Source organism: Paucisalibacillus algeriensis, assembly GCF_000577245.1.
Taxonomy (GTDB): Bacteria; Bacillota; Bacilli; order Bacillales; family Amphibacillaceae; genus Ornithinibacillus.
In genome coordinates, this window is record NZ_CBYO010000022.1 from 246554 (window position 1) to 269695 (window position 23142).

General features: G+C 34.4%; 25 protein-coding genes. 7 read left to right on the top strand and 18 right to left on the bottom strand.

All coding sequences use genetic code 11. The features are described from left to right. Positions 1-258: 258 nt before the first annotated feature. Together TY11_RS17305 and TY11_RS17310 are read right to left on the bottom strand one after the other, a co-directional pair. The gene (locus TY11_RS17305; protein ID WP_042149139.1) at positions 259-1473 is read right to left on the bottom strand and encodes an ABC transporter permease; all 1215 of its coding nucleotides are present in this window, start codon (positions 1471-1473) and stop codon (positions 259-261) included. Continuing rightward, positions 1466-2209 (bottom strand): ABC transporter ATP-binding protein, encoded by a 744-nt coding sequence (locus TY11_RS17310; protein WP_042149141.1) that lies wholly within the window; start codon positions 2207-2209, stop codon positions 1466-1468. Before TY11_RS17310 ends, TY11_RS17305 begins: the two co-directional genes overlap by 8 nt. Positions 2210-2876: 667 nt before the next feature. Between TY11_RS17310 and TY11_RS17315 the strand changes: the two genes are divergently transcribed. From TY11_RS17315 to TY11_RS17325, 3 genes are all read left to right on the top strand, one after another. Then, on the top strand, positions 2877-3305 hold the full coding sequence (locus TY11_RS17315; protein WP_042149144.1) for an HIT family protein: 429 nt from the start codon (positions 2877-2879) through the stop codon (positions 3303-3305). A 150-nt stretch (positions 3306-3455) separates the two neighbouring features. Beyond that, on the top strand, positions 3456-3971 hold the full coding sequence (locus TY11_RS17320; RefSeq protein WP_042149146.1) for a tryptophan transporter: 516 nt from the start codon (positions 3456-3458) through the stop codon (positions 3969-3971). Between the two features lie 195 nt (positions 3972-4166). Beyond that, on the top strand, positions 4167-4541 hold the full coding sequence (locus tag TY11_RS17325; protein ID WP_042149149.1) for a YtxH domain-containing protein: 375 nt from the start codon (positions 4167-4169) through the stop codon (positions 4539-4541). An 85-nt stretch (positions 4542-4626) separates the two neighbouring features. On the opposite strand, the gene TY11_RS17330 is transcribed toward TY11_RS17325, so the two are convergent. From TY11_RS17330 to TY11_RS17345, 4 genes are all read right to left on the bottom strand, one after another. Next, positions 4627-5529 carry a glycine betaine ABC transporter substrate-binding protein gene (locus TY11_RS17330; RefSeq protein ID WP_042149152.1) on the bottom strand — a complete coding sequence of 301 codons (903 nt, stop codon included), beginning with the start codon at positions 5527-5529 and terminating at the stop codon, positions 4627-4629. Between the two features lie 106 nt (positions 5530-5635). Continuing rightward, entirely contained in the window at positions 5636-6556 is a 921-nt protein-coding gene (locus tag TY11_RS17335) for a glycine betaine ABC transporter substrate-binding protein (protein ID WP_042149155.1), read from the bottom strand. Between the two features lie 94 nt (positions 6557-6650). Continuing rightward, on the bottom strand, positions 6651-7499 hold the full coding sequence (locus TY11_RS17340) for an ABC transporter permease (RefSeq protein WP_042149158.1): 849 nt from the start codon (positions 7497-7499) through the stop codon (positions 6651-6653). Next, positions 7492-8691: a quaternary amine ABC transporter ATP-binding protein gene (locus TY11_RS17345; protein ID WP_042149163.1), complete on the bottom strand. Its 1200-nt coding sequence runs from the start codon at positions 8689-8691 to the stop codon at positions 7492-7494. Before TY11_RS17345 ends, TY11_RS17340 begins: the two co-directional genes overlap by 8 nt. Positions 8692-8992: 301 nt before the next feature. Here TY11_RS17345 and TY11_RS17350 point away from each other — a divergent pair, with 301 nt between their 5' ends. Beyond that, entirely contained in the window at positions 8993-9484 is a 492-nt protein-coding gene (locus TY11_RS17350; RefSeq protein ID WP_042149166.1) for a GbsR/MarR family transcriptional regulator, read from the top strand. A 12-nt stretch (positions 9485-9496) separates the two neighbouring features. On the opposite strand, the gene TY11_RS17355 is transcribed toward TY11_RS17350, so the two are convergent. Next, on the bottom strand, positions 9497-9832 hold the full coding sequence (locus TY11_RS17355) for a DUF1878 family protein (protein WP_042149170.1): 336 nt from the start codon (positions 9830-9832) through the stop codon (positions 9497-9499). A gap of 266 nt (positions 9833-10098) precedes the next feature. Here TY11_RS17355 and TY11_RS17360 point away from each other — a divergent pair, with 266 nt between their 5' ends. Both TY11_RS17360 and TY11_RS17370 read left to right on the top strand, forming a co-directional pair. Further along, on the top strand, positions 10099-10638 hold the full coding sequence (locus TY11_RS17360) for a DUF3267 domain-containing protein (protein WP_042149174.1): 540 nt from the start codon (positions 10099-10101) through the stop codon (positions 10636-10638). A 478-nt stretch (positions 10639-11116) separates the two neighbouring features. Beyond that, positions 11117-11995: a peptidylprolyl isomerase gene (locus TY11_RS17370; protein WP_042149180.1), complete on the top strand. Its 879-nt coding sequence runs from the start codon at positions 11117-11119 to the stop codon at positions 11993-11995. A 103-nt stretch (positions 11996-12098) separates the two neighbouring features. On the opposite strand, the gene TY11_RS17375 is transcribed toward TY11_RS17370, so the two are convergent. From TY11_RS17375 to TY11_RS17415, 9 genes are all read right to left on the bottom strand, one after another. After that, positions 12099-12290 (bottom strand): sporulation YhaL family protein, encoded by a 192-nt coding sequence (locus tag TY11_RS17375; protein WP_052345882.1) that lies wholly within the window; start codon positions 12288-12290, stop codon positions 12099-12101. 78 nt (positions 12291-12368) lie between these two features. Then, positions 12369-13310, bottom strand: coding sequence for a 3'-5' exoribonuclease YhaM (gene yhaM, locus TY11_RS17380; RefSeq protein WP_042149182.1), 942 nt, complete (start codon positions 13308-13310; stop codon positions 12369-12371). Between the two features lie 167 nt (positions 13311-13477). Then, a complete protein-coding gene (locus TY11_RS17385; protein ID WP_042149185.1) occupies positions 13478-14023 on the bottom strand; it encodes a GbsR/MarR family transcriptional regulator in 546 nt (181 codons plus the stop codon). Between the two features lie 135 nt (positions 14024-14158). After that, complete coding sequence (locus tag TY11_RS17390) at positions 14159-17131, bottom strand: ATP-binding protein (protein ID WP_042149189.1); 2973 nt, start codon at positions 17129-17131, stop codon at positions 14159-14161. 9 nt (positions 17132-17140) lie between these two features. Next, the gene (locus TY11_RS17395) at positions 17141-18364 is read right to left on the bottom strand and encodes a metallophosphoesterase family protein (protein WP_052345883.1); all 1224 of its coding nucleotides are present in this window, start codon (positions 18362-18364) and stop codon (positions 17141-17143) included. Between the two features lie 294 nt (positions 18365-18658). Beyond that, positions 18659-19897 carry an ABC transporter permease gene (locus TY11_RS17400; RefSeq protein ID WP_042149194.1) on the bottom strand — a complete coding sequence of 413 codons (1239 nt, stop codon included), beginning with the start codon at positions 19895-19897 and terminating at the stop codon, positions 18659-18661. After that, positions 19890-20789, bottom strand: coding sequence for an ABC transporter ATP-binding protein (locus TY11_RS17405; protein ID WP_042149197.1), 900 nt, complete (start codon positions 20787-20789; stop codon positions 19890-19892). The genes TY11_RS17400 and TY11_RS17405 overlap by 8 nt, the downstream gene beginning before the upstream one ends. A gap of 14 nt (positions 20790-20803) precedes the next feature. Further along, positions 20804-21121 carry a DUF2178 domain-containing protein gene (locus tag TY11_RS17410; protein WP_042149201.1) on the bottom strand — a complete coding sequence of 106 codons (318 nt, stop codon included), beginning with the start codon at positions 21119-21121 and terminating at the stop codon, positions 20804-20806. A 58-nt stretch (positions 21122-21179) separates the two neighbouring features. Next, positions 21180-21389 carry a helix-turn-helix transcriptional regulator gene (locus TY11_RS17415; RefSeq protein WP_042149203.1) on the bottom strand — a complete coding sequence of 70 codons (210 nt, stop codon included), beginning with the start codon at positions 21387-21389 and terminating at the stop codon, positions 21180-21182. Between the two features lie 169 nt (positions 21390-21558). Between TY11_RS17415 and TY11_RS17420 the strand changes: the two genes are divergently transcribed. Next, positions 21559-21744, top strand: a complete 186-nt coding sequence (locus TY11_RS17420) for a YhzD family protein (RefSeq protein WP_042149206.1) — start codon at positions 21559-21561, stop codon at positions 21742-21744. Positions 21745-21832: 88 nt separating this feature from the next. Here the strand turns inward: TY11_RS17420 and TY11_RS17425 are convergent, their stop codons facing one another. Then, positions 21833-22606: an enoyl-CoA hydratase-related protein gene (locus TY11_RS17425; protein ID WP_042149209.1), complete on the bottom strand. Its 774-nt coding sequence runs from the start codon at positions 22604-22606 to the stop codon at positions 21833-21835. 123 nt (positions 22607-22729) lie between these two features. Continuing rightward, positions 22730-23080 (bottom strand): YlbF/YmcA family competence regulator, encoded by a 351-nt coding sequence (locus TY11_RS17430; protein WP_042149211.1) that lies wholly within the window; start codon positions 23078-23080, stop codon positions 22730-22732. Positions 23081-23142: the final 62 nt, after the last annotated feature.

Sequence of the window (23142 nt, forward strand, 5' to 3'; positions counted from 1 at the left end):
TATACTCCAAAGACTATCGGTATTCGGTAGTCTTTTAATGGTCTGTTTCCCAATAAACTGAGTCTTTTGGTCAGAATAAGTAACTTCTAGAAGAAATAAAATTACTGAAGGGAAAAATAATTTAGGATTGATATTTTTGCTTAGTACCAATCAAATAAGATATATATATGAAATGAGTAATTTGTATTTAGTTTTTATTAAATAATGTATTAGCAAAGAATAAGGAGCCATGGGATACTTGTCCATGACTCCCTATTTCTAAGCCAGTTTCTGTTTTACATATCCATTGGTAAAAAGATATGTAAATAGTATTCCACCCAGCAATGTAATTATAAATCCCAAATATGCCTCAGTTACTATAAACACAACTGCATATAAAATGGTTTGAATGATCGCTAATTGTATTAGCCACTTTAATAGAGCTTTTTTTCTATATTCATTTTTAACAGGATACAAATCTAACCACATAATTGTTCTATGATGTTGATACAAGGTCATCAGTTGGAATAAACTCATATACAAGAAAAGAATAGCAAAGATTATTTTTACCCATACATTGGGAATAAAGTAAATAAATAATCCGCCCAACACAATCAAGCGAATATACATAGATAAGTAATCGCCACCGCGTAAAAACGTAATTCGGTATAAATAATCATACGTATTTTTTCTATCGAACGGAATCCGTTTATCAACAAAGTTTACTAACCAGTGACGCGGTTTAATACGATTTTTCAAATGTGGCACATCCGTAAACAAATTCGCAAAACGATAAAAAGACTGCATACGGTTTTGGTCCTTTTCAAGGAGTAATTCCCAGGCAAGTCCAGTTTGTTTACGTGATAAGCTTAAGTCATATAAAAAAACAACAACAAACAAAATGGTTGTAATTCCAGCTAATAGCATTTCTCCACTTATAAGAAAGTAGAACACGGCTATGTTTAGTAGCAATCTTGCAATTTGATCAATAGTACGAATGTTTTTTTCCCTTATCCTTAACATCCACCAATTCGCAATTAAATTCCACAGTTTAAATATGAGCACTACAGCTATGGTTAATAAATATATAGTACCTGGACGTTCTGGATAGGAAGCAAAATAAAGTGGTCCGAACGCTGCCACAACAATCGCTACCAAATAAAGTTGAATAACAAAACTATAAATAAGTGCATTCCGAAAATAAGCACTCATTTTATGTTCTGCAGGAATAAGGAATACTAAATCCGGTTCTTTTAATAAAGTACGGACAGGACTATAGCTCACAACTATCCCTAAAAATATCCCCATAATCCATGCAGTCGGAAAATTTTCTGGTAGCCTGGTTAGCCATTGCTGATAGTAATAAGCAAGCGCTGCAATAAAAAATAGCATGGCAAATGCGATATGACCATTGAATATATACTTTAAGTACCTACTCATATCTTTTAAATGCGTATTAAAACGCTTCATAAAAAGGTCATGTGAATTAAACATGGCTATCTTCCTTTGTCAACTGAACATATAAATCATCCAGTGTCGCACGCGGCATATCAAATTGCTCCCTCAAATCCTCTAATGTCCCAAGTGCTCTAACTTCTCCATCATGTAGAATAACAAATCGATCACAGTAGCGTTCAGCTGTTGCCAAAATATGAGTTGACATTAGGATACCAGAACCTTTTTGTTTCATGTCATCCATTAATTGTAAGTAAGACTGTATTCCAAGTGGATCCAATCCTACAAATGGCTCGTCCACAATATAAAGTGGTGGTTCAATTAAGAATGCACACATAATCATGACCTTTTGACGCATTCCTTTTGAAAAATGTACTGGAAACCATTTTAATTTTTTTTCTAACCGAAATTCTTTTAATAGTACTTCAAGTCTTTTCTCAAAAACATCCTCCGGTATATTATAGGCCATTGCAGTTAATCGAAGGTGTTCATATAAAGTTAATTCATCATATAGAATTGGCATTTCAGGTATGTATGCCAGTTGGCTTCGATATTCTGATGGGTTGTCTCTAAATGTTTTTCCATTTACCGATATGGAGCCTTTTTTCGGTTGCATCAATCCAATCACATGTTTAATGGTTGTACTTTTACCAGCACCATTCAGTCCAATTAGTCCAACAATCTCTTTAGCGTTTACATCAAATGAAACACCATGGAGAACATTTTTATGGGTATAGCCCCCAACCAGATTTTCAATATGCAATAACGGTTCCACAAGCTTTCCCCCTAGTCTTTTCACTTGGTTAAAATTTTATCATTTAACGGTATAAAATCCAAAGGAAACTCTCATACCTTTTTCGACAAAGTAACATTGAACCTTAAGAATCATGGGTATATGTGTACTGGCAGTAGTGTTTCAAATTGTTAAAAACTAACTTTTAGCTTACAATATATTTTTAAATTATTTTTTCAAAGTTGTGTATAGAATTTATGAAATCGCTCAAAATACTAGTGTAGGGTCGGGGTAATAACAACGTACCAATTTGTTAAACACAAATGAGGTGTTAGTGTTGGAAAATGATGATGCTTCACTAAAAAATGTGTTAAAAAAACAAATGGGGTGTTGACGAAAGATAATCTAATGAAATAAAACCCTTTTGTTAGAAGACATCTCAACGCCAAGGGATACTAACAAAAAGGTTTTGTAAACCAGTTAAATTGCAAACCGCAAGATAACGGTAATTACAAGTCCCCACATTAGTTTATTGACCCCGTCTCTATAACAGGCTCGTCCACTTGGACGATGCCTGTTTTTTAGTTTGGTGATGGCGAGGTAAATGTGTTAGGTTTCAGTAACTACGATACTCCTTAACTCAACATAAAACTTTACATCTCACGGTCCAACTATATACAATAGAGGAAAAAGTTAGGAGCTGTTGGCAATGGCACATGAAGATTGTATCTTTTGTAAAATAATTACCGGAGAAATTCCGTCCGCTAAAGTGTATGAAGATGATTATGTATATGCCTTTCTTGATATTAGTCAAGTGACTAAAGGTCATACATTGGTTATTCCAAAAACACATGTTAAAAACATTTATGAAACACCTAGTGAAGTTGCTGGTGAATTATTCGCGCGTGTACCTAGCATTGCAAATGCTATTAAAGCAGCATATAAACCTATTGGGATGAATCTTCTTAATAATAATGAGGCACCTGCAGACCAATCAGTCTTCCATATCCATATTCACCTCATACCACGATATGGAGAAGGCGATGGATTTTCGTCTAATTGGACAGTACATACAGAGGATTATACACCAGGAGATTTACAAACAATTGCTGCAGAAATTAATAGTGAAATAAAGTAGTCCAAAAAAACAAATAATTTCCAAATAAATTCTTTTTATTTCATATAATGTTTGTTATACTAATAATAAGTTTCTGCAACTGACAACGAGTGTACAGTTGAGGAACTAAAAAATTAGAGCTTAGAAAAGCTTAGCCGAGGAGAGGTACAAATGAATACAAGAATTTTAGTCATTTTATCACTATTAGTGGGGATTGGCGCAGTACTGCACTTCATCATGCCACCAATTTATGGAGTAACACCTGATATGATGTTGGCAATGATGTTTATAGGAATTATGTTATTTCCTAAACTTAAGTATGTAGGTGTGTTGGCAATTGCAACAGGTATATTATCAGCACTTACTTCAAATGCACCTGGAGGACAAATTGCTAACTTTATTGAAAAACCAATTACAGCCTTAATCTTTTTTGCCCTATTTTTAATAGTTAAAGACAGAGTGAATATTAAGATAGGCGTACCTGTTTTAACTGCAGTTGGTACGATGATAAGTGGATCGATTTTTCTATCCCTTGCATTATACGTCGTTGGTTTGATGGATGGGGTTTTCTTATTATTCTTTACAACAGCTGTTTTACCAGCTGCTGGTTTAAATACTGTGTTAATGATTATCATTTTCCCGGTAGTTCAACAAATCTTAAAACGATCTAAACCAATTACAGTCTAATGAAAGATAAGATAAATCCTCTGGCATTGTCTGTCAGAGGATTTTTTAACAGATAGGAATAGATATATTTTTAAGCCTGTTATATAAAAAACTAGTTAATCCATGAAGCTAATTTCTATAGAGATTAACAATATACATAATAAAAAAGAGAAAACAAGGAAAAATTATAGTAAGTGGGAAAGGAGCGGGATTATTTTGGCAAATGGTAAATCATTCGCTTTAGGAATTTTAGTTGGAGGTGTAGTTGGAGCTACTGCAACTTTACTAAGTACTCCAACATCCGGAAGAGAACTTAGAACAAAAGTAAAAGATCAAAGTCTTGAATGGAAAGAATTACTGGAAAATCTAAAATTAGACGGGCTTCGCCTAAAAAATCAAATTGCAGCTACTTCTAAAGAGGGTGTATCTTTAATTAAGGATTTGACCCACGAAATGAAAAGTTCAATTGTAGAGTGGAAAGAATCAGTAGAACCTCATCAAAAGAGTATCCATCAACATCTTGAACAAATTGAAACCAGCTTAAAAGAATTAGAAGAAAAAGTTAATGATAATAAGAAAATAGAAGCTTAATTAAAAACTAGCACTTTAATAATTCCTTAGGTAAAAAAAGCTTTCTCGAGATCAGTCTCGAGAAAGCTTTTTTAGTATATACGTATTAATCTTTTGGCTCCAAATCATCAATAGACTTAATATCCATATAAGCTGGTACGACTAAGCCAATTTTAGCCCCTACAAGATTGGCACCAAGGTCAACAAAATCTTCTTGATAGCTTTCATAGAAATCTTTATGGGTAATTGGCATCCATGGGGCCAATGAGGCGTCACCATCTCCATTAGCAATGGATTCAAATACTACTGCAACATCTACTGGTGTAATAGTAACTTCAAAGCCTCTCTGTTCCATTGCATACTTTACAACATTTGCTGAAGCACGTTCTGAATCCCATGGTGTAGAAACAAGCTCTATTTCAACACCTTCTACCTCATTAACTCCTTCTAACCATTCATCAACTTTGCCTTGATTATCCGCTACCCATTGTTTAGCTACTGTAGCAATATCGTTGCCGGATTCTTTCGATTCATACATGATCCCTTCCATATCTTCTACTTCCCAATTAAATTGATTGAGCAATTTAAATGCCTCTGGCTTTTCTTCTCTTAAACCTTTTCGAACTATTGTTTTAATTTCTTCTACGTCACCATAAATACCTTTTGGATCCTCTAAATATTTCATGTCAGGATACTTAGCAAATGTCCAATGTGGATTCCAACCAGTAATAACAATTGGTTCTTCATTATCTATTGCTTTATCTAATTCTGCTGCCATTGCTGCTGTAGAGGATAGTTCGACTGTCCAACCGCTTAATGACTCATATTCATCAATTGCCTTTTCAGTTGTAACACTAATACCTGCTCCTGGTTCAATACCTGTAATGGTATAATCTACTGCTTCACTATAACTTTTTTCATCACTTGATTTTTCTGATGAATTATCATCACCACAACCTGCTAAAACAAGTGCACTTGCTATACCTAATCCTACTAATAACTTCTTCATTAATTCGTAAAACTCCCTTATTCATGTAATTATTTATTTAATATTCAAACAACTATTTCAATAAATAAAAGCAGACTAATAAATGTCCGCTTTTATTTAAATTTTATTATTTTGCTTCAAGATCTTCAATAGAATCAATTTCCATATAAGCTGGAACAACTAGGCCAATTTTTGCACCTTCAAGGTTTGCGCCAAGGTCTACTAATTGGTCTTTGTATTCTTCATATAAGTCACCGTGTGTTGCTGGTAACCATGCTGCTACCATACCATCAGCTTCACCACTAGCAACTGCTTGCCACATAACCCCATTATCAAGAGGTGTAACAGTAACATTAAAACCAAGGTCTTCTAACACTTTAGCAACAACATTAGTAGATGCAACTTCTGTATCCCATTCTACATATACTAATTCGATTTCTTTACCATCAACTTCTTCTGCACCTTTGGTCCACTCTGCAACTTTTTCAGCATTTTCTTCTACCCAAGATGCAGCTACTTCAGCAGGATCTCCACCATTAGATATTTCTAACATAACAGCATTCATATCTTCTTCTGTCCAGAAGAATTGATCTAGTACTGTGTATGCGTTAGGCATGTCTTCTTCTAGCCCTTGACGTACCATTGTACCAATAATCTCTGCATCACCGAAAGTTCCTTTTGGATCTTCTAAATATTTCAAGTCATATTTAGCGAATTTCCAGTGGGGTGACCATCCAGTAACAATAATTGGTTCTTCATTTTCAATTGCTTCTCCTAATGCTGTTGCCATTGCACCACTTGATGATGCTGCAACTTCCCAACCGTCTAGGCCATATTCCTCAATTGCTCGTTCAGAAGTCTGAAATACTCCTGCACCAGCTTCGATGCCCGTAATAGTGTACTTTAATTCTTCACTATAATTTACTTCTCCGTTATCATTTGTTGCTCCATCAGATGAATCTTTATCATTAGATCCGCATCCTGCAGCAATTAATGTTAAAGAAAGTCCTAATGCTACACCAAGACTTTTCCATTTACCTTTAAACAAAATAATCTCTCCCCTTTTTTATGATATATATGGAACTTCTCAACTAAGAAAAGGTACCAACTTAATTAGTGGAGCAATTAAAAATAAATTACTACTATTGCTCTTTTGAATTTGCACTCTGTGTAAAGCGATCAATAATAATAGCTAAAATGACAATTCCAATTCCAGCAACAAATCCTGTTCCTACCTGGGCACGTTGTAAGGAGGATAACACTTCTCGTCCAAGACCAGGTGCCCCAATCATCGATGCAATAACCACCATTGATAAAGCAAGCATAACAGTTTGATTAATACCTGCCATAATAGTAGTTTTAGCCATTGGTAATTCTACTTTTAGTAATTTCTGTGTTCCAGTACTACCAAACGCTTCTGATGCTTCAACAAGCTCTTTAGAAACTTGGCGGATACCTAAGTTTGTAAACCGCACTGTTGGTGGTGTTGCAAAAATCAGTGACGCAAATATACCTGGTACCATCCCAATTCCGAAAAAGGCAACTGCTGGAATTAAATATACGAATGCTGGCATCGTCTGCATAAAGTCCAAAATCGGCTTTATAATCGCTTCAGCAGTTTTACTTTTAGACATAAGAATACCTATAGGAACACCAATAATGACAGATAATAAACTAGCAATTAAAACTAAAGTAAAAGTGCTTATTAGATGTTCCCAATAACCTTGATTATCGATTAACCATAAACCAACAACAGAAAATGCTGCTAATCCAAACTTTTTACCACTTATAAAGAATGCAATTAATGCGACAATAATAATAACAATGATTGGTGGTACTAGCATCAGTATTTCAGATGAGAAATCCATGAAATTTCCAAAATGTTCTTTTATCGGATCAAATAAGAATGAAAGTTTTTCTGTTATTTTATCGGTTACCCATTCCGTCCCTTCCGCAATCGGTATCCCTTCTGTAAACCATTCTTTAAGCATGTTCTAAGTTCACCTCACTATCTCCTGCAAGTGCAGCAATGACAGCACCACGTACGATAATACCTACTAGCTTTTCATTTTCTACCACTGCAACAGGTACCGGTGAACCATTGATTACATTAAATATGTCTTGCATGGAAGTTTCTTTATTTACTTGCTTTATATCCGTTCGAAGTATTTCCTTCAGATCACGAACCTCTTTCTTTCTTGCTTCTGAAGCATCGTCAGCAGTGACATATCCCTTCAGATTACGTTTACTATCTACCACTAAAATACTAGAAATTCCAGCTTCTTTCATACGCTCTAGCGCAACACGCGGGCCGTGTTTTTCAATATTAATCGTTTCTGGTCGTTTCATGATATGCCCAGCAGTTAGGACCTTCGAACGATCTACGTCCTCAACAAAGCGTTCCACATAATCATTTGCTGGATTCATTAAGATTTCTTCAGGTGTCCCAATTTGCACAATGGAACCGTCTTTCATTAATGCAATTCGATCCCCAAGACGTAATGCTTCATCCAGGTCATGTGTTATAAAGATAATTGTTTTCTTCATTGTTGATTGCAGGTCAATTAATTCATCCTGCATATCTTTACGAATTAGAGGGTCTAATGCAGAAAATGCCTCGTCCATCAAGAGAACTTCTGGATCATTCGCTAACGCTCTTGCTAATCCAACCCGTTGCTGCATACCACCTGATAGTTGTTCAGGTTTTTGTTCTGCGTATCCTTCTAAGCCTACTAATTTAAGGGCCTCATGTGCTTTTTTCATTCTTTCTTCGGTATCTACTTTTTGAATTTCCAATCCGTACTCCACATTTTTTAATACGGTACGATTCGGAAATAGTGCGAAACGTTGGAATACCATACCGAGCTTTTCACGGCGAACTTGACGAAGCTCTTTTTTGTCCATTTTTGCTAAATCCTGTCCATCAATAAGAATGGATCCTTGAGTTGGTTCGATTAATCGATTAATCAATCTTACCAGCGTGGATTTACCACTACCAGATAATCCCATAATTACGAAGATTTCACCTGATTCAACTGTAAAAGATGCTCTATTTACACCAACAGTACTTCCTGTTTTCTTTAATATTTCTTCTTTGGATAACCCTCTATCCAAATGATCTATTGCCTGTTTTGGATTTTTACCAAAAACCTTTGTCAGGTTTTTTGCTTCAATAATTGGCAAAGCCTTCACCTCTTTCGACATACATTTAACGTAGTATGTAAATTGTAGATTCATAGATTGTATAAAAACAAACCGTGCCGCACCGCTTACCTTTAATACTATACATCCTTTTATATGTACTGGACAAACTTTGTATTCCTTTATTTTCGATTATATTTTTTATACAGTTTAAACTGTACATACTAAACAATAGGATTCCTTATAAATACTCGATATTACTCCAAAATGCCTACCAACTATCCATTTTTCAATATTGGCAGACTATTGTAACCTTATAATAGGGTTAGTTTAGGAGGTTTGCATGTTGAATAACAGCAACGAAAAAATAAAGAACGGAATTTTACTAGAATTTGCAAAAACAGTAGAATTATTTGATTTAACCCCCATCGAAGCAAGAGTTTTTGCTTATTTATATGTAGAAGGAACACCGTTAACTTTAGATGATATGAGTGATGCATTAGGAAAGAGTAAAACCTCGATGAGTACAAGCGTACGTAGCTTAGTTGAGTTAAATCTAGTAAAGCGCGTTTGGAAAAAAGGCGTTCGAAAAGATTTATTCCAAGTAAACAATCACTTATTCAAACAGTTTTTAAGCCTTTATATGAAGAAATGGACTGATACTACGGAAGTCCGGAAAGATGCATTGATTGAATTAAAAAAGGATTTTGATCAAATACAGAGTGATAAAAAAGATGAAATGATTCAAAATAAACTCCATACTTTACTAGAGTTTCACGAGAGATTATATCAATTCTTTAAAGAAGTTTCAGAAATTAAAAAAGATGGCAAGTAGGACTGGAATTACCTACAAGCCATCTTTTTTAATTAACCGAATAAATTCTCCTAATAATTCAGGATAATATCCTTCTTTATGTAGTGCATAAACTGTTTCAGTTGGATCTAATTTTTCGTTTAACATACCCGCAAATTTAACCAAGTGGGATGAATAATTAAGTAACCCTTCTTCCTTTTGCTGCCTGTATTCTCTATTCATGTCTTCTAGCAAGGAAAATAATTTATTATATTCATCTTCTGTCAACCTATGTTCCATAACAAGCTTGGTAAAAGGGAATTTATTGATGTCGATTATTTTAGATAATAATTGTAATTGAAATGTAGCCAAATTGTTATCCCATTGCATGTTCAACATCCTCCTTAACCCCATTCGATTAATAATTATCTGAATACAATTTAATATTAGCATTATTTTAAACTATATTTTTTTCGTAAAAGGTATTGCATTTTTCCAGTCTAAATACTATTATCAATTAGGATTTTGAAAAAAGTAACTGATTTTCTAACTAATAATATACTATTTGATATTGAAAGTAATAAAATTAGAATATACATGCATTAGGCAAGTGACACACAGAAAACATTTACAGAATGAAGAGGAGGGTTAATAAGATGAACTGCTGGAAGTCTGTTAACTTAGATAAACAATACGGAATTAAATGGATTAATTTAATATCTATATTTACAGCCTTATTGTCATTTATCATATTAAACGTACCATTTTCCATATTTCACCAAGATACTCAGATTAACGAATCAGTAATCATCCTATTTTTGGTTGCAATCATTTTATTACCAACCCTTCATTCATTTATGCATATTTTACCATTACTTTTACTAAAAAGACGAATAAATTTAATAATAGTAAGAAAAAAAGCTTTACCGTTTTTTACTTTCTATACCAATTCTCATATTAGTAAGAACAGTTTTATCATTTCAGCTCTAGCACCAACTATACTGATTACGATACCTGGTATAATTACAACATTACTTTTCCCAAGTATCTATATTTATTCTCTATTACTAACATCATTAAATATCGGGATATCCTTTCTTGATTTTCTAACCATACGCATTTCTCTAAAAGCACCTAAAAATGCATTTGTTGAAAATGGTGATGAAGGCTTTGATATCCTGCTAAAAGCAAACTAAGAAGGTGTGTTTATAACACTCCTTCTTTTTTATACTATCCATATATTGAATTTTTTGTTACAGTATTTTATAGGTAACTAGTTTACTAGCTTTCACTTTATGAATGATAATTATCCTTTAAGCATAATTATCTTTGTTAGAATATTTAGGTTCCCCGAGGAGGTTGTAAGATATGATTATTATTTTTCTATTTTACGCATTCATCATTTTATTCATTTTCAATACATTAGCAGATAAATTTTGTACAAAATTAGAAATGAATGCTACCAAACAAGCAAGAGTTTTCCGTGTGATCAATATAATGATGCTTATCTTACTCGTTTCCTCTTATATAAAAGTATTAAATGTAATGCTTTAAGAGAAACATTAAATGTGTAAAATGTAAGTAATTCTGGCATTAAGCTATATTTTTACAGTAAAACTGTGGTATATTAATCATTAGCCAAGAAGTAACAATAAGATTAGGAGTGTGGCTTGTATGAAAAAACTAACAATCGCAGCAACAATTACTGCTGGTGCTTTACTACTTTCTGCATGTACTGCTGATAAAGATGAATCTAAAGCAGATTCTGAAGTAGTTGTTGAAACAAAAGTAGGAGACGTAACAAAAGAAGACTTCTACACCGAAATGAAGGACTATATTGGCGAGAGTGCGCTTTACAATATGGTTGTTATTAAAGTATTAGAAGATAAATACGAGGTTTCAGATGAAGAAGTAGATAAAGCTGTTCAAGAAGCAAAGGACGCGCAAGGTGAAATGTTTTCTATGTGGTTAATGCAACAAGGTTACCCTAATGAAGATGCATTCCGTGAACAAACATACCAAAGACTTCTTCAAGAAAAACTTGTTTTCGAAGACGTTGATGTTTCAGATGAAGATGTAGAAAAGAAATTCAATGAAAAGAAAGAAAATGGTGAACTTGAAATCCGTGCGAGTCATATCTTAGTTGAAGATGAAAAACTAGCAAATGATTTAAAGAAGCAACTTGATGAAGGTGCAGATTTTGCTGAATTAGCGAAAGAAAACTCTACAGATGGTTCAGCTGCAAGTGGTGGAGATTTAGGTTACTTCCCTAAAGAAAAAATGGTGAAAGAATTTAGTGATGTTGCATTTAGTTTAGGCGAAGGTGATATCAGTGAACCTGTTAAATCCGAATTTGGCTACCACATTATTCAAGTAACGGATATACCAACTTTTGATGAGAAGAAAGAAGAAATACGTAAAGAAATTGCTACGGAACAAGTTGATTATGCGGCAGTCCAAGAAAAAATGGACAAGCTTTTAGAAGATGCTAAAATTGACGTTAAAATAGAAGAATTCAAGGATATTTTCACAAAACCGGAAGCTCAAGGCTAATTAATATTACATGAATAAGGGTCTGTCACCATATTGGGGACAGACCCTTATTTTTACTTTAGGAAACTGTAAATTTAATCAATAACAGCAGTCTCTTTTACGATTAATTTGTTGCCTCATTTTTATGACGTTCTTCGCGCTCTTCTTCCATTCTCTCTATATACACTTGCCCTTCTCGTTCAATATAGTGATTTTCAAGCTCCCTCTCCGCACGCATTGCACGAAAAGCCATATAACCACTAAAGAAAATGAATAAAATCATCATGAAAACCCACCATGGCATTCCTAAAATCACGATTTTAACCCCCTTGTCCATAACTACTTATTTCATATATATGTACAAGGGGTATGAATCATTACAGGAAAATCGTTACTACTCAAATGTAGGTTTGTAAAAGGCACGGTTATCCATCGCAAATATGCGCTCGGTGAATTCCCCAGGCTTTATTTTATCAAGGGATCGGTTTAACATATTCATTTTTGCATCAATTAAATCAATAAAATGTAAAAGTTCCGCTTCTCTTACTAAGGGTGGTGTTGGACTCCCCCATTCTGCCTTTCCATGATGGCTTAATACTAAATGCTGCAAGATTAATACTTCTTCTCCTTCGAGCTTTAATTCTCTCGCCGTCTGACCGATTTCTTCCACCATAATGGGGATATGTCCTAGTAATTTCCCTTCTAATGTATAGGTTGTTGATATTACACCAGATAACTCCTTTAGTTTCCCGATGTCGTGTAATATAATTCCTGCATATAATAAATCCTTATTAACTTGAGGATACAGTTGACATAGTTCACGAGCAATTTTTAACATACTTACAATATGATGTGCGAGGCCAGAAACATACTCATGGTGATTTTTAGTGGCAGCTGGATACAGTAGCAATGGTTCTTGATACTTTTTAATAATTGCCCTCACAATGCGCTGTATGGTGGGATTCTTCATTTCAAAAATTGCTTCCGTTAACTTCTCCATTAATTCTTCCCGTTCAACAGGTGCCTTCTCAATAAAATCTGATACATGTACGCCATCCGTTGTTTGTGCTAGTCGAATAGAACTAATTCTCATTTGTGCTTTACCACGAAACTGGTTTATTTCACCAGTAATACGGATAATTTGTTCTTGAATAAAAATTGCTTCATCTTCCCCAGTAATATCCCATAGCTTAGCTTCAATTTCACCAGTAGCGTCACGTAACATTAACGTTAAAAATGGCTTCCCATTACTTGTAGTTCCTTTTATTGATTCTTTAATTAGAACGAATCCTTCAAATGCATCCCCAATTTGATAGTTCCCAATGCCTCTTTTCATAACTTGTTCCTCCCCTTCAACAGAAATAAGATTGACATGTTCTTAGAAAAACACGCATTCGCTCGTCCCTTGCAAATGTCTAAGTTTCTCTCCTATGCAGGATAGAAAAAATTTGTATAATTTCCTATCTGCTAAAAAGGCGACCAGTCAATCTCAGTTCTATATTCTTATTTGTTTTTTGGTATATATTCGAATATCTTTCCGGATTCAATAACGTGAATAAATTTCATCAACCAATCATAATAGTTTTTCGCGTATTCCAACCGTTCTATATCACGCTTTATTTTCTCTCTTAGCTCTTCATCTTCTGTAGTAGTTAAGATCTTTTGTAATTCGTCCATTGCCTCATCCGCTTCTTCAATGTTCGACTCTGTTAGTCTCCTCCAACGTCCTCCGAATAAAGATGTAAAGGACTTATACCAATCTTCTTCAGAAGTGTAAAGATCCTTACGTATTCCTTTTTTATAGGTTGATTCAACCATCTTCATATCAGAAAGCGTTCTTACCCCAGTAGACATACTTGTCTTACTCATTTCAAGTGCATCTCGCATATCATCTAGCGTCATTGGTTCATCAGCGAAATAAAGCACACCATATAGTCTACCAATCGATGATGTTACACCATACAAATTCATATTTTTAGCAATGGTTTGGATAAACTTTTCAATGGTTTCATCGTGTTTTTCCCATTCTCTGCTTTTCTTATCTTCCATCAAAGGATGCCCCCCATTAGCTAGATGTACAAACCCTTAAATAGTATAGTAGCTATATCACTTACTTCAAGTATTTTCGTACAATCCAGTTCACTACAGGAAAAATTAATTTTCCATTTAACATTTAATTTACCACTAATTTTCCACTAATGGTAGTCTATTTGTCAACTGGAGTAAGTTTTTGTCATGAAATTCTGCGATTACCTCTCGATTGCATGTAAACAGGAGAATTTGATGACGACCTGATACTTCCTCTAAAATAGAAATCATCCGCTTCTTTCGGGTATCATCAAAATGAACAAATGCATCATCAATCATAAAAGGTAAATGCATTGATTCACTCATTACTTCGCTAATTGCGAGTCGAAGTGAAACATACAATTGATTGATGGTTCCTTGTGATAGTTCTTGAACAGTAAAACGAAGATGATCGATTCGTTCAACTGAAAAAGGTTTGTTTTCGGTTGGTGGAATAACTTCGATATATAAACCATTTGTTAACTGCCTAAAGAAATAATTAGTTTTCGCAATCACTTTTGATAGGTACTTATCACGATAGTTCTCCTTTGTCTCCTCAAGCAAATCCTTGGCTATTTTATATACTGCCCACTGCTTAGACAGTTTTATGAATTTTTCTTTTTCTAGTTGGAATCTATGCATGGTTTTGGAATAGGTCTCAGATGATTCTAGCTTTTGAAACTCTACGATAATATTCGCCAATTGTTGTCGATTTCTTTCCTGCTCTTCTTCCAGCTCATGAATTCTAATTTTCAGCTCATTAATTTCAAGATCTAAGGTCCTTTTCTTGGGAGGATTTGAAACCATATTCTCCCATTCTTTCTCTGAAAAGTAACTAGCATAATATCTTAAAATCTTCTCAGAAGCAGTACGGATTTCGTTTTGTTCTCTTAGTTCTTTAGCCCTCTGGTAAAACTCTTCTTCGTTTTGAGCTTTAGCGAAATCAAATAAGGCCTTCATTTCTTTTTCTACTGTTTCACAATTCGTAATCAATTCTTCAAGTTGTTTCGAATTATCTTCCAACAACTTAGAAGTTCGGATAATTTGTTTTTCTCGATCTTGATAAGTCTTAATTTCATAATCTAGAAAATCTAATTTACTTAATAACGATTTCGCATTTATTTTGAAACCATAGTATTGGAAAAAGGTATCAATTTTAGAATGGTAACTAGTTAATGTCCCTTTAAGCTCGCTTTCTTTCTTTCTTAGGTCATCTATATTTTTGATCAGGTGTAACAGATCTTTTAATGATCGATACAACTCTGGCCAATATACTACTTCTACATTTTCTAAGAATGGATAATTTGCAATATGATCCGATGCAATCCCGCGTATACTAGTTTCACGTTCCTCCAGTAATAATTTCTGATGGTGAAGCTTTCTAAGTTGAATAGAAGTATCTTTTAACTTTTCCTCTAAAAACTCTAACTCACGATTATTTTGTTGATCTACACGGAGATGGCTTTCCGCTCTTAGCATATCATCCTCTGGAACGGTATGTGTTTTATTTGAAATGGCTGATTCCTTCAGCATTATTTCCAATCTGGTAATCGATTTCTTTCCTAGTACCCACTGTACAAATCCTAGTACAATGCTAATACCGGAGATATTGAAAAGCATTGGTATTTCAGCTACAAAACCAACAAAGCAAAATATCAGTCCGATCAAGACACTTAATCCAAGCCACAATGCAATGTTTTTATTCGTCTGTTCCTTCATTTTGGTCCAGTTTTTATGTTTCTGGACATTTTCTTGTTGGAGAGCATCAAGTAATTTATTTTCCTTATGGGTATTAATTATTTTCTCGAACTCTTTTCTCTTATCATTTGATAATAGAGATTTCTCCAAATTGTTACATTCACTTTCAATCCGACCATACTCAGATTCCTGCAGATGAATAGTTTCTTTATTGGTTTCCTGCTCATGTTTGATATCTTCTAAATTCCTTTTTATATCCTCCCATTGCTTTTCCAAATGAAATGGGAGATATAAATCTTCCAATATTTCTTTATCTAGACTAATATTTAACATCATTATTTCTGATTTCAAGTCTTTGTTCAGTTCATCTATTTGTTTCTGGATACGCAGAAGTTCTCGTTCGTTTTCCTGGTAGTTAGTATACTGCGAGTGAATAGTTTTAGCTTCGTCAATAGGGAAATGCTTATTTTCATACTCAAGTTCCTCTTTCTCTTCTAAGAACTTAACTTTATTATTCATCCTAACCTTCATATCGCTCTTTAATGGTAAGAGCTTTCCTTTTAAAACTTCATATCGTTCCATTCCGCCTTCTGGAAATGATAAATCTTCAGGAAAAGCTTTTAGACTACTTTGGTAATGAATATACTCCTCCACTTCAGGTAAGGCTTGAATCATTTTTTCTAGTTGATACTTTCTTTCTTTTTGTTTCTTAATAGTCTTAGTATGTTGTTCAATAGTTGACTGTAATTCTATAATGGCATTTTTTTTCGCCCGATAAGTTGCCTCTTCTTGTTTTTGCTCTAACAATTCATGTTGCAGTTCCTCGATTTTTGCAAGTTGCTGATTTATGATTGGAATTTTTCCATTAGGTTTAAAATAATCACCAAGCTTTTGTTCCAGTCTTTTTTCAACTGCATGAATTCGAATTGAACCTGTTAGACCAATTCCTAACAACACCTCACTTATATCCTCCTCTGTTATCTCCTGTAATTTACTTAAGTCAAGAGCAGAAAAAGAAAAGATAGAGCGATATGTTTTTTCATCTATCCCAGAAAGTCTCGAGAGTAGCCAAGATTCGCCGTGTTCTTCTCCATCAGGAGTATAGCATAGTGCAGCCCCATTTCGAGTATCCCCTAAACGTACAATGGTATATTGGCCTACTTCTTCATCAAGAATCGTTAATCGACCTCCCATTTTACTACTAGTTTTAGGTTGAAAGAATCTCCGTTGTTTTGGTGGCATTCCAAAAAGCATAAATAATAGAAATCGTTGAATGGTTGTTTTACCAGACTCATTCCCCCCGAAAATAGCAATAAATGATTGGTCGGAGAAGTCCATTTCATAATCAACCCATTTTCCAAATCCATAGATAGTAGCTCGAAGTAGTTTCATATTTTCACCTCATTCCTTTAAAAGTTCGTGCATGATTAATTGCCGTGCTTCATTTTTTATTTGTTCTTCCTCTTCTATGGATAGGGAATCCATGTAAACTCTTGCTTGCTTATGTTGGAATAAATCACTGACATGATCTCGAATCGGAAAACTTTCCACATTCGCAAGTAATTCCCCGATAAAATGTTCACCCATTAAGCTACTTTCCTCTATTGAAACGATCTCCTGAATGGTGGTTCTATAAATATACATCCAGATTTTTTGATTTTGAAACCTCTCATTAACAATCTCAATAATCTCTTCTATTAAATTTGCGCTTTTCCATCCAACTGTAGTTGATTTCTTACTTTTAAGCGTTACTTCTAATAATTGAGGCGTAATTGGATTCAAAGCCTGCAATTCTTCTGTGATAAATTGTTCAACCTGATGGATTGTGTCACAACTCGAAATATCTAGAATCATTTGATTGTATTCTATTGCCTGTAGTGGTATAAACTCTATGGAGTGTTTGCCTTCTGCCAACTCCACATAATAGCATCCTTTTTCTCCTATTTCTTTACGATTTCTTCCTTGAATATTTCCAGGATAAATAATCAAAGGTTGTTCTTTCAGTATTGCACGTTTATGTATATGACCTAGTGCCCAGTATTCAAAATCTGCACTAGCTAATTCACTAAGTTGAAAAGGTGCATATGTATCGTGCTCAGTATTACTTTCCAGGCTTCCATGAAGAGTTGCAATGTGAAAAGGAATATTGCTACTTATCTTCTTATATTCATTCACCTTTTTTGAAGTCACAGCACGATTCTCATAACTGAAACCATAGATTGCTGCTAAGGGAATATTCTTTTTTTCATAAATAAAGGATTGAACTTGCTCACTAGTAAATACATGAACATTTTCTGGATAAGTAATCGGATATATATTACCTTCTATATAATCATGGTTACCATATGATAGATATACTTTTATTTCGTGTCGTTGTAGTTCTTCAAAAGCATTTCTTAAACTAATTTGGGCTTTCAGGCTTTGTTTTTCATTATCGAATAAATCGCCGACTAGTAAGACAAAGTCTACTCTCTTCTTAATGGCTATTTTTACTAGATTGTCTAAGGATTTAAATGTGCTATTTCTAATTTCTTGAAAGAGTGTCTCGCCAATATCTGATAAACCTTTAAAAGGGCTGTCTAAGTGTAAGTCTGCTGCATGGATAAAGGATATTTTCTTGTCCAACATTATCCCTCCTCTTTTGTTTTATTTTACCAGAAACACAATACGAATGCACGTTCGTTTGTATATTTTGTAATTCTTCTAGCAATGTTAAAAACCGCTTCTCTCAAAGCGGTTTTTTAGAGAATCACGTTATATTTTCTTAGCCAAACCAGACTTTCACTTTCATTTACTGCGAACAACGTTTCTTTTTTTGAACTATTGAATTGGGGATCACTAGCTTACATGGCATTCGTAATTAGCCTATCGTTATCCTCAATTTAAGGATAACGATGATTGCACTATCTTCATTCGAATTTATTCCTTTTTAGTTAACTGGATTGCTTTCTTAATATCTTTAAATGAACTTGATCTTCCGTATAATAGGACGCCACCTTTGTATACTTTAGCCCCAATAATGGCTAATAGAATGATGGTTCCGACTAATATTCCGACGGAGAGTAGTATTTCCCACAGTGGGACCTCCATTAAACCTACCCTAAGAAACATGATCAGCGGTGCAAAGAATGGGATATAAGATGTAATAGTTACAATTTGTGAATCTGGTGCATTCATCCCAAATATTGCAATAAAGAATCCGATAATAATTAATAGAACAATTGGGGTTACAATTTGATTCGCCTCCTCTACACGGCTAACAAGAGACCCCAACATTGCAGCTAACGTTGCGTACAGGAAGAACCCCAGTAGGAAGAATAAGACTGCATATAGAATAATCGATATGGAAGCATTGTGTAGTCCAAATGATTCAATTAATCCACCAATTTGTTCTGTTTTAGATTGGAGCATGATAATACCGACAAGTAGAAATATAGCGATTTGGGTCAAACCTAACATGGCGATTCCAAGGATTTTTGCAAACATATGTGTTATAGGAGAAACACTAGAAACGATAATCTCCATCACTCTAGATGATTTTTCCGTTGCTACATCTGTTGCAATAAGTGAACCGTACATAATAACAAATGTATAAAGCAAGATTAACATCACATACACAATTCCCCTGGCTTGATTCATTTCTTCTTCTGTCTTTACATCTTCATCTAGCGCTACTTTATGAAGGGTAACAGGCGCAAATATTTCTGTAATAGCTGTCTGATCAATTCCTAATTGATCAGTTGCAAGGGTTACTTTCAGTTGTTGTAATTGTTGTAGTATATCTGTTTGCAGATCAGAATTTGTAATATTTTCAGCAAAAAAAGTAGCCTCTGGTAAACCTTTATCGTCTAATTCTATGATAACAAGCGCTTCGTATTCTTCCTCTACTACCAAAGATTTTCCTTCCTCAACCGTACCCGTAAAAGCTTCCATTAAGACTTCATTATTAGGTTGTTCTGTCAAATACTCTAATAATTCACCGGATTCTTCCATAACAGCTACTTTTTGCTCTTCATCTCCTGTAAACACGCTAATGATAGATTCAAAGTTTACCATGATCATCAGAAAAGCAAGTATTAGGAATGTACTTATATAGAATACTTTAGTTTTAAGCTTTGATAGATAAGTATGAGTCATAATAATTATGAACTTATTCATAACTTGCACCAACTTTCTCAATGAATATATCATTTAAGGAGGGTTCTGCTAGTTCAAACTTACGAACAAATCCTTTTCCCTGTAATTCTTGAAAAATTTCTTGGGAGACAATTTCGTTCTTTATTTGCAATATGCCCCCATTCCGTGTCTTTTTATGCTTTACAACTCCTGGGAATTTAGCTAAAAAGTCTAAAGGATAATCAGCATGAATGATTAGATTTTTCTTGCCAAATGTAAGTTTAATATCTCGCAAGGAACCTTGAACAACCGGATTCCCTTTTTGCAAAATACATAGATGCTCACATAATTCCTCAACATGTTCCATCCGATGGGAAGAAAATACAATGGATGTACCTGCATTCTTCAAATCGATAACCGCTTCTTTCAACATCTCTACATTGATTGGGTCTAATCCTGAAAATGGTTCATCCAATATTAGTAGGTTTGGCTTATGAATTATCGCAGAAATAAATTGGATTTTCTGCTGATTTCCCTTGGATAGTTCTTCCACTTTTTTGTCCATGTAATCGGGTACTTTAAAGCGTTCAAGCCAACTTTCCAATTCTTTTATTACTTCTTTTTTCTCCATTCCTCTCAATCGAGCTAAATAGACAATTTGTTCCTTCACCTTTAACTTTGGATAAAGACCACGTTCTTCTGGTAGATATCCGATGATACTACTTTTTTCGTAATCTATTTTTTCCCCATTCCATGTAATCTCACCTGCCGACTTTTGTAATAGCCCCAGAATCATTCTGAAGGTTGTTGTTTTACCTGCACCATTTCCTCCTAAAAAGCCGAACATTTCATTTTCGGGTATTTCCAAGGACAGGTTATTTACTGCAACATTATTTCCAAATTGCTTGGTCACGTTTTTCAATTGTAATGTCATTTTTAAACTCCTTTCTATTCTTTCTCGTTATAATAAGCAACTGCAAATCCCCAAATAGACACGTGTAGAACATATAGGGCTGTTAAGAAGAAAAATGCAAACGAAATTCCATCAAACATAATAACAATTGGATTTGATATCAGAAGGATTACAAGCATAATATCCCAAGTTCGCCCTTTTGCCTTATTATTCACCTGATAGTACCGTTCGTCATAGCGATGATTTTTCTTACCAATTTTTCTCTGTACAAAAAATAGCCCTAGCAAAAAAAGATAGTTTCCAATCAAAATTAAGACAACCCATGGTGTTTCTAAAAATGTTTCACTAAACATCGTATTCCCCCAACACTTATATTTTTAAATTACCTAAAAAGCTCCAAGGATGATTTCATTATCTAATATTTTCATCCCCCTCAAATATAAATAGTTCTTCTATACTACATTCAAAAATTTGCGCTAGTTTGTGTGCAAGAACAAGTGACGGCTTATACTTACCTTTTTCCAATGAGATGATCGTTTGGCGTGACACTTGCAAAGCTTGAGATAATTCTTCTTGTGTCATGCTTTTCTCGGTTCGTTTTTCACGTATTAAAGTTTTCATCTTATCTCCTACTTTTTGTAAAGTTAACTTTACGTAAAGCTTACTATACACTCCACCGCATGTCAAGGGAACTTTACATGATTTTTAATTTGTTTGTAGAAGGATTTTTTTGTTAAGAGTCGAATATAAAACAATGAGTAAATTTGAATACTTCAGGAGGTCCTTTTAAATGAAGACATATGTATTAACAGTATTTGAAAAAACTGGGGAAAAACTATTAGACGAATCCTTTCCAGCTGCAAATGACCAAGAGGCGAAAAAGCTTGGAGAAGAACGTTTGGCTAAGGAAGGCTTTCTAGAACATACACATCGCTGTGTATCACCAGAGGCTAAGTTAATTTTATTTCACAGATAATAAAAAAGCTGTCATTCAGGTTTTGAAACCTACTGACAGCCTTTTGTTTCAAATGGAATTAATCCAATACCCCTCTTAAAACAATAGTTTATTTCCCATTAAAACTTGGCTTTCTCTTTTCTAAAAACGCACGAACACCTTCCTGGTGATCTTCAGAAGATCTAAGTTCCCATTGATTTTGCTTCTCTCTTTGTAGAAAATAATTTAATCGTTCAAATTGTTCCTCGTGATAGGTCATTTTTGTCTTTAATATAGCTTCCAATGGTGAAGCAAGCAGCATTTCACATAATTTTTCTGCTTCTTGGAATACATCTCCATCTGTCAGTACATCTGTTAATCCCATTCGCTTTGCCTCCTCACCTTTTACCAGTCTTGGATTTCCCCAAATAAATTGTTTTGCTTTTTGAGTACCAAGACGTTGTTCCGCCCAAAAATGTCCACCACCATCTGGTGCAAGTCCTACACCAATAAATAACATACCTAAATTAGCTTCCTGGTGTGCCACAACATAGTCAGCTGTTAGTGCTAAGCTAAGTCCTAATCCCGCAGCTGATCCTTGTACAGCTGAAATTACAAGCTTCGGCATCATGTAAAGCTTCGAAACAATACCAGCTATTGAGTCCATAACACCATCAAAAAATTCTTTGTTTCCAAAATCCTTCATCATAGCGATATCGCCACCAGCACAAAAGGCCTTACCTTCACCTAATAGTACGACAATACGGTCTTCATTTTTCTCTACAATATTGACGACATTGAGAAGCTCTTCTAACATTTCTTTATTAAGAGCATTATAGCGTTCAGGACGATTTAGGCGTATATAAGTGATACCATTTTTACTTTCATATTCTACAAAGTTCAACTAGAGTCCCCCCTTAATTATATCAATATTCAACATATTCGATAAGAAAGCGCCTAATTCCTTCTTTTCATGACATTTAAGCATAAAAAAACACAAGGCGATTTACACCTTCTGTTGTATGAATTAACCTTGATGAGATCCGTAAAGTTCCTCTAAAGGTTTGGTTATGATTTGACTTAATTCATTTATCACCATATTTAAGCGTTGTTCGTGCTCCATTAGTGAAGAAATAGCTTCATGCTGTTGAACAAGTTCAACGACTTTACGAGCTTCTTCAACTTCTTCTTCGGTGATCTCCACACCTTGCATTTGTTTTTGTTGAAGTTCCATTTGTGTATCACGGAAATCTTCGAATGTTTTTTTAGCTGTAGGATCGCTCATTACTGCTTCAAATGCAGCCTGTAATCCTTTAAATTCTTCACTTTCTCGAATGGCCTTTTCTAAATCGTAGGCACTATCATACATATTTGACAAAACAAATTCCTCCTTGGATAGGTTACTACTCACTATAACAAACGAGAATTCTCATGTATACT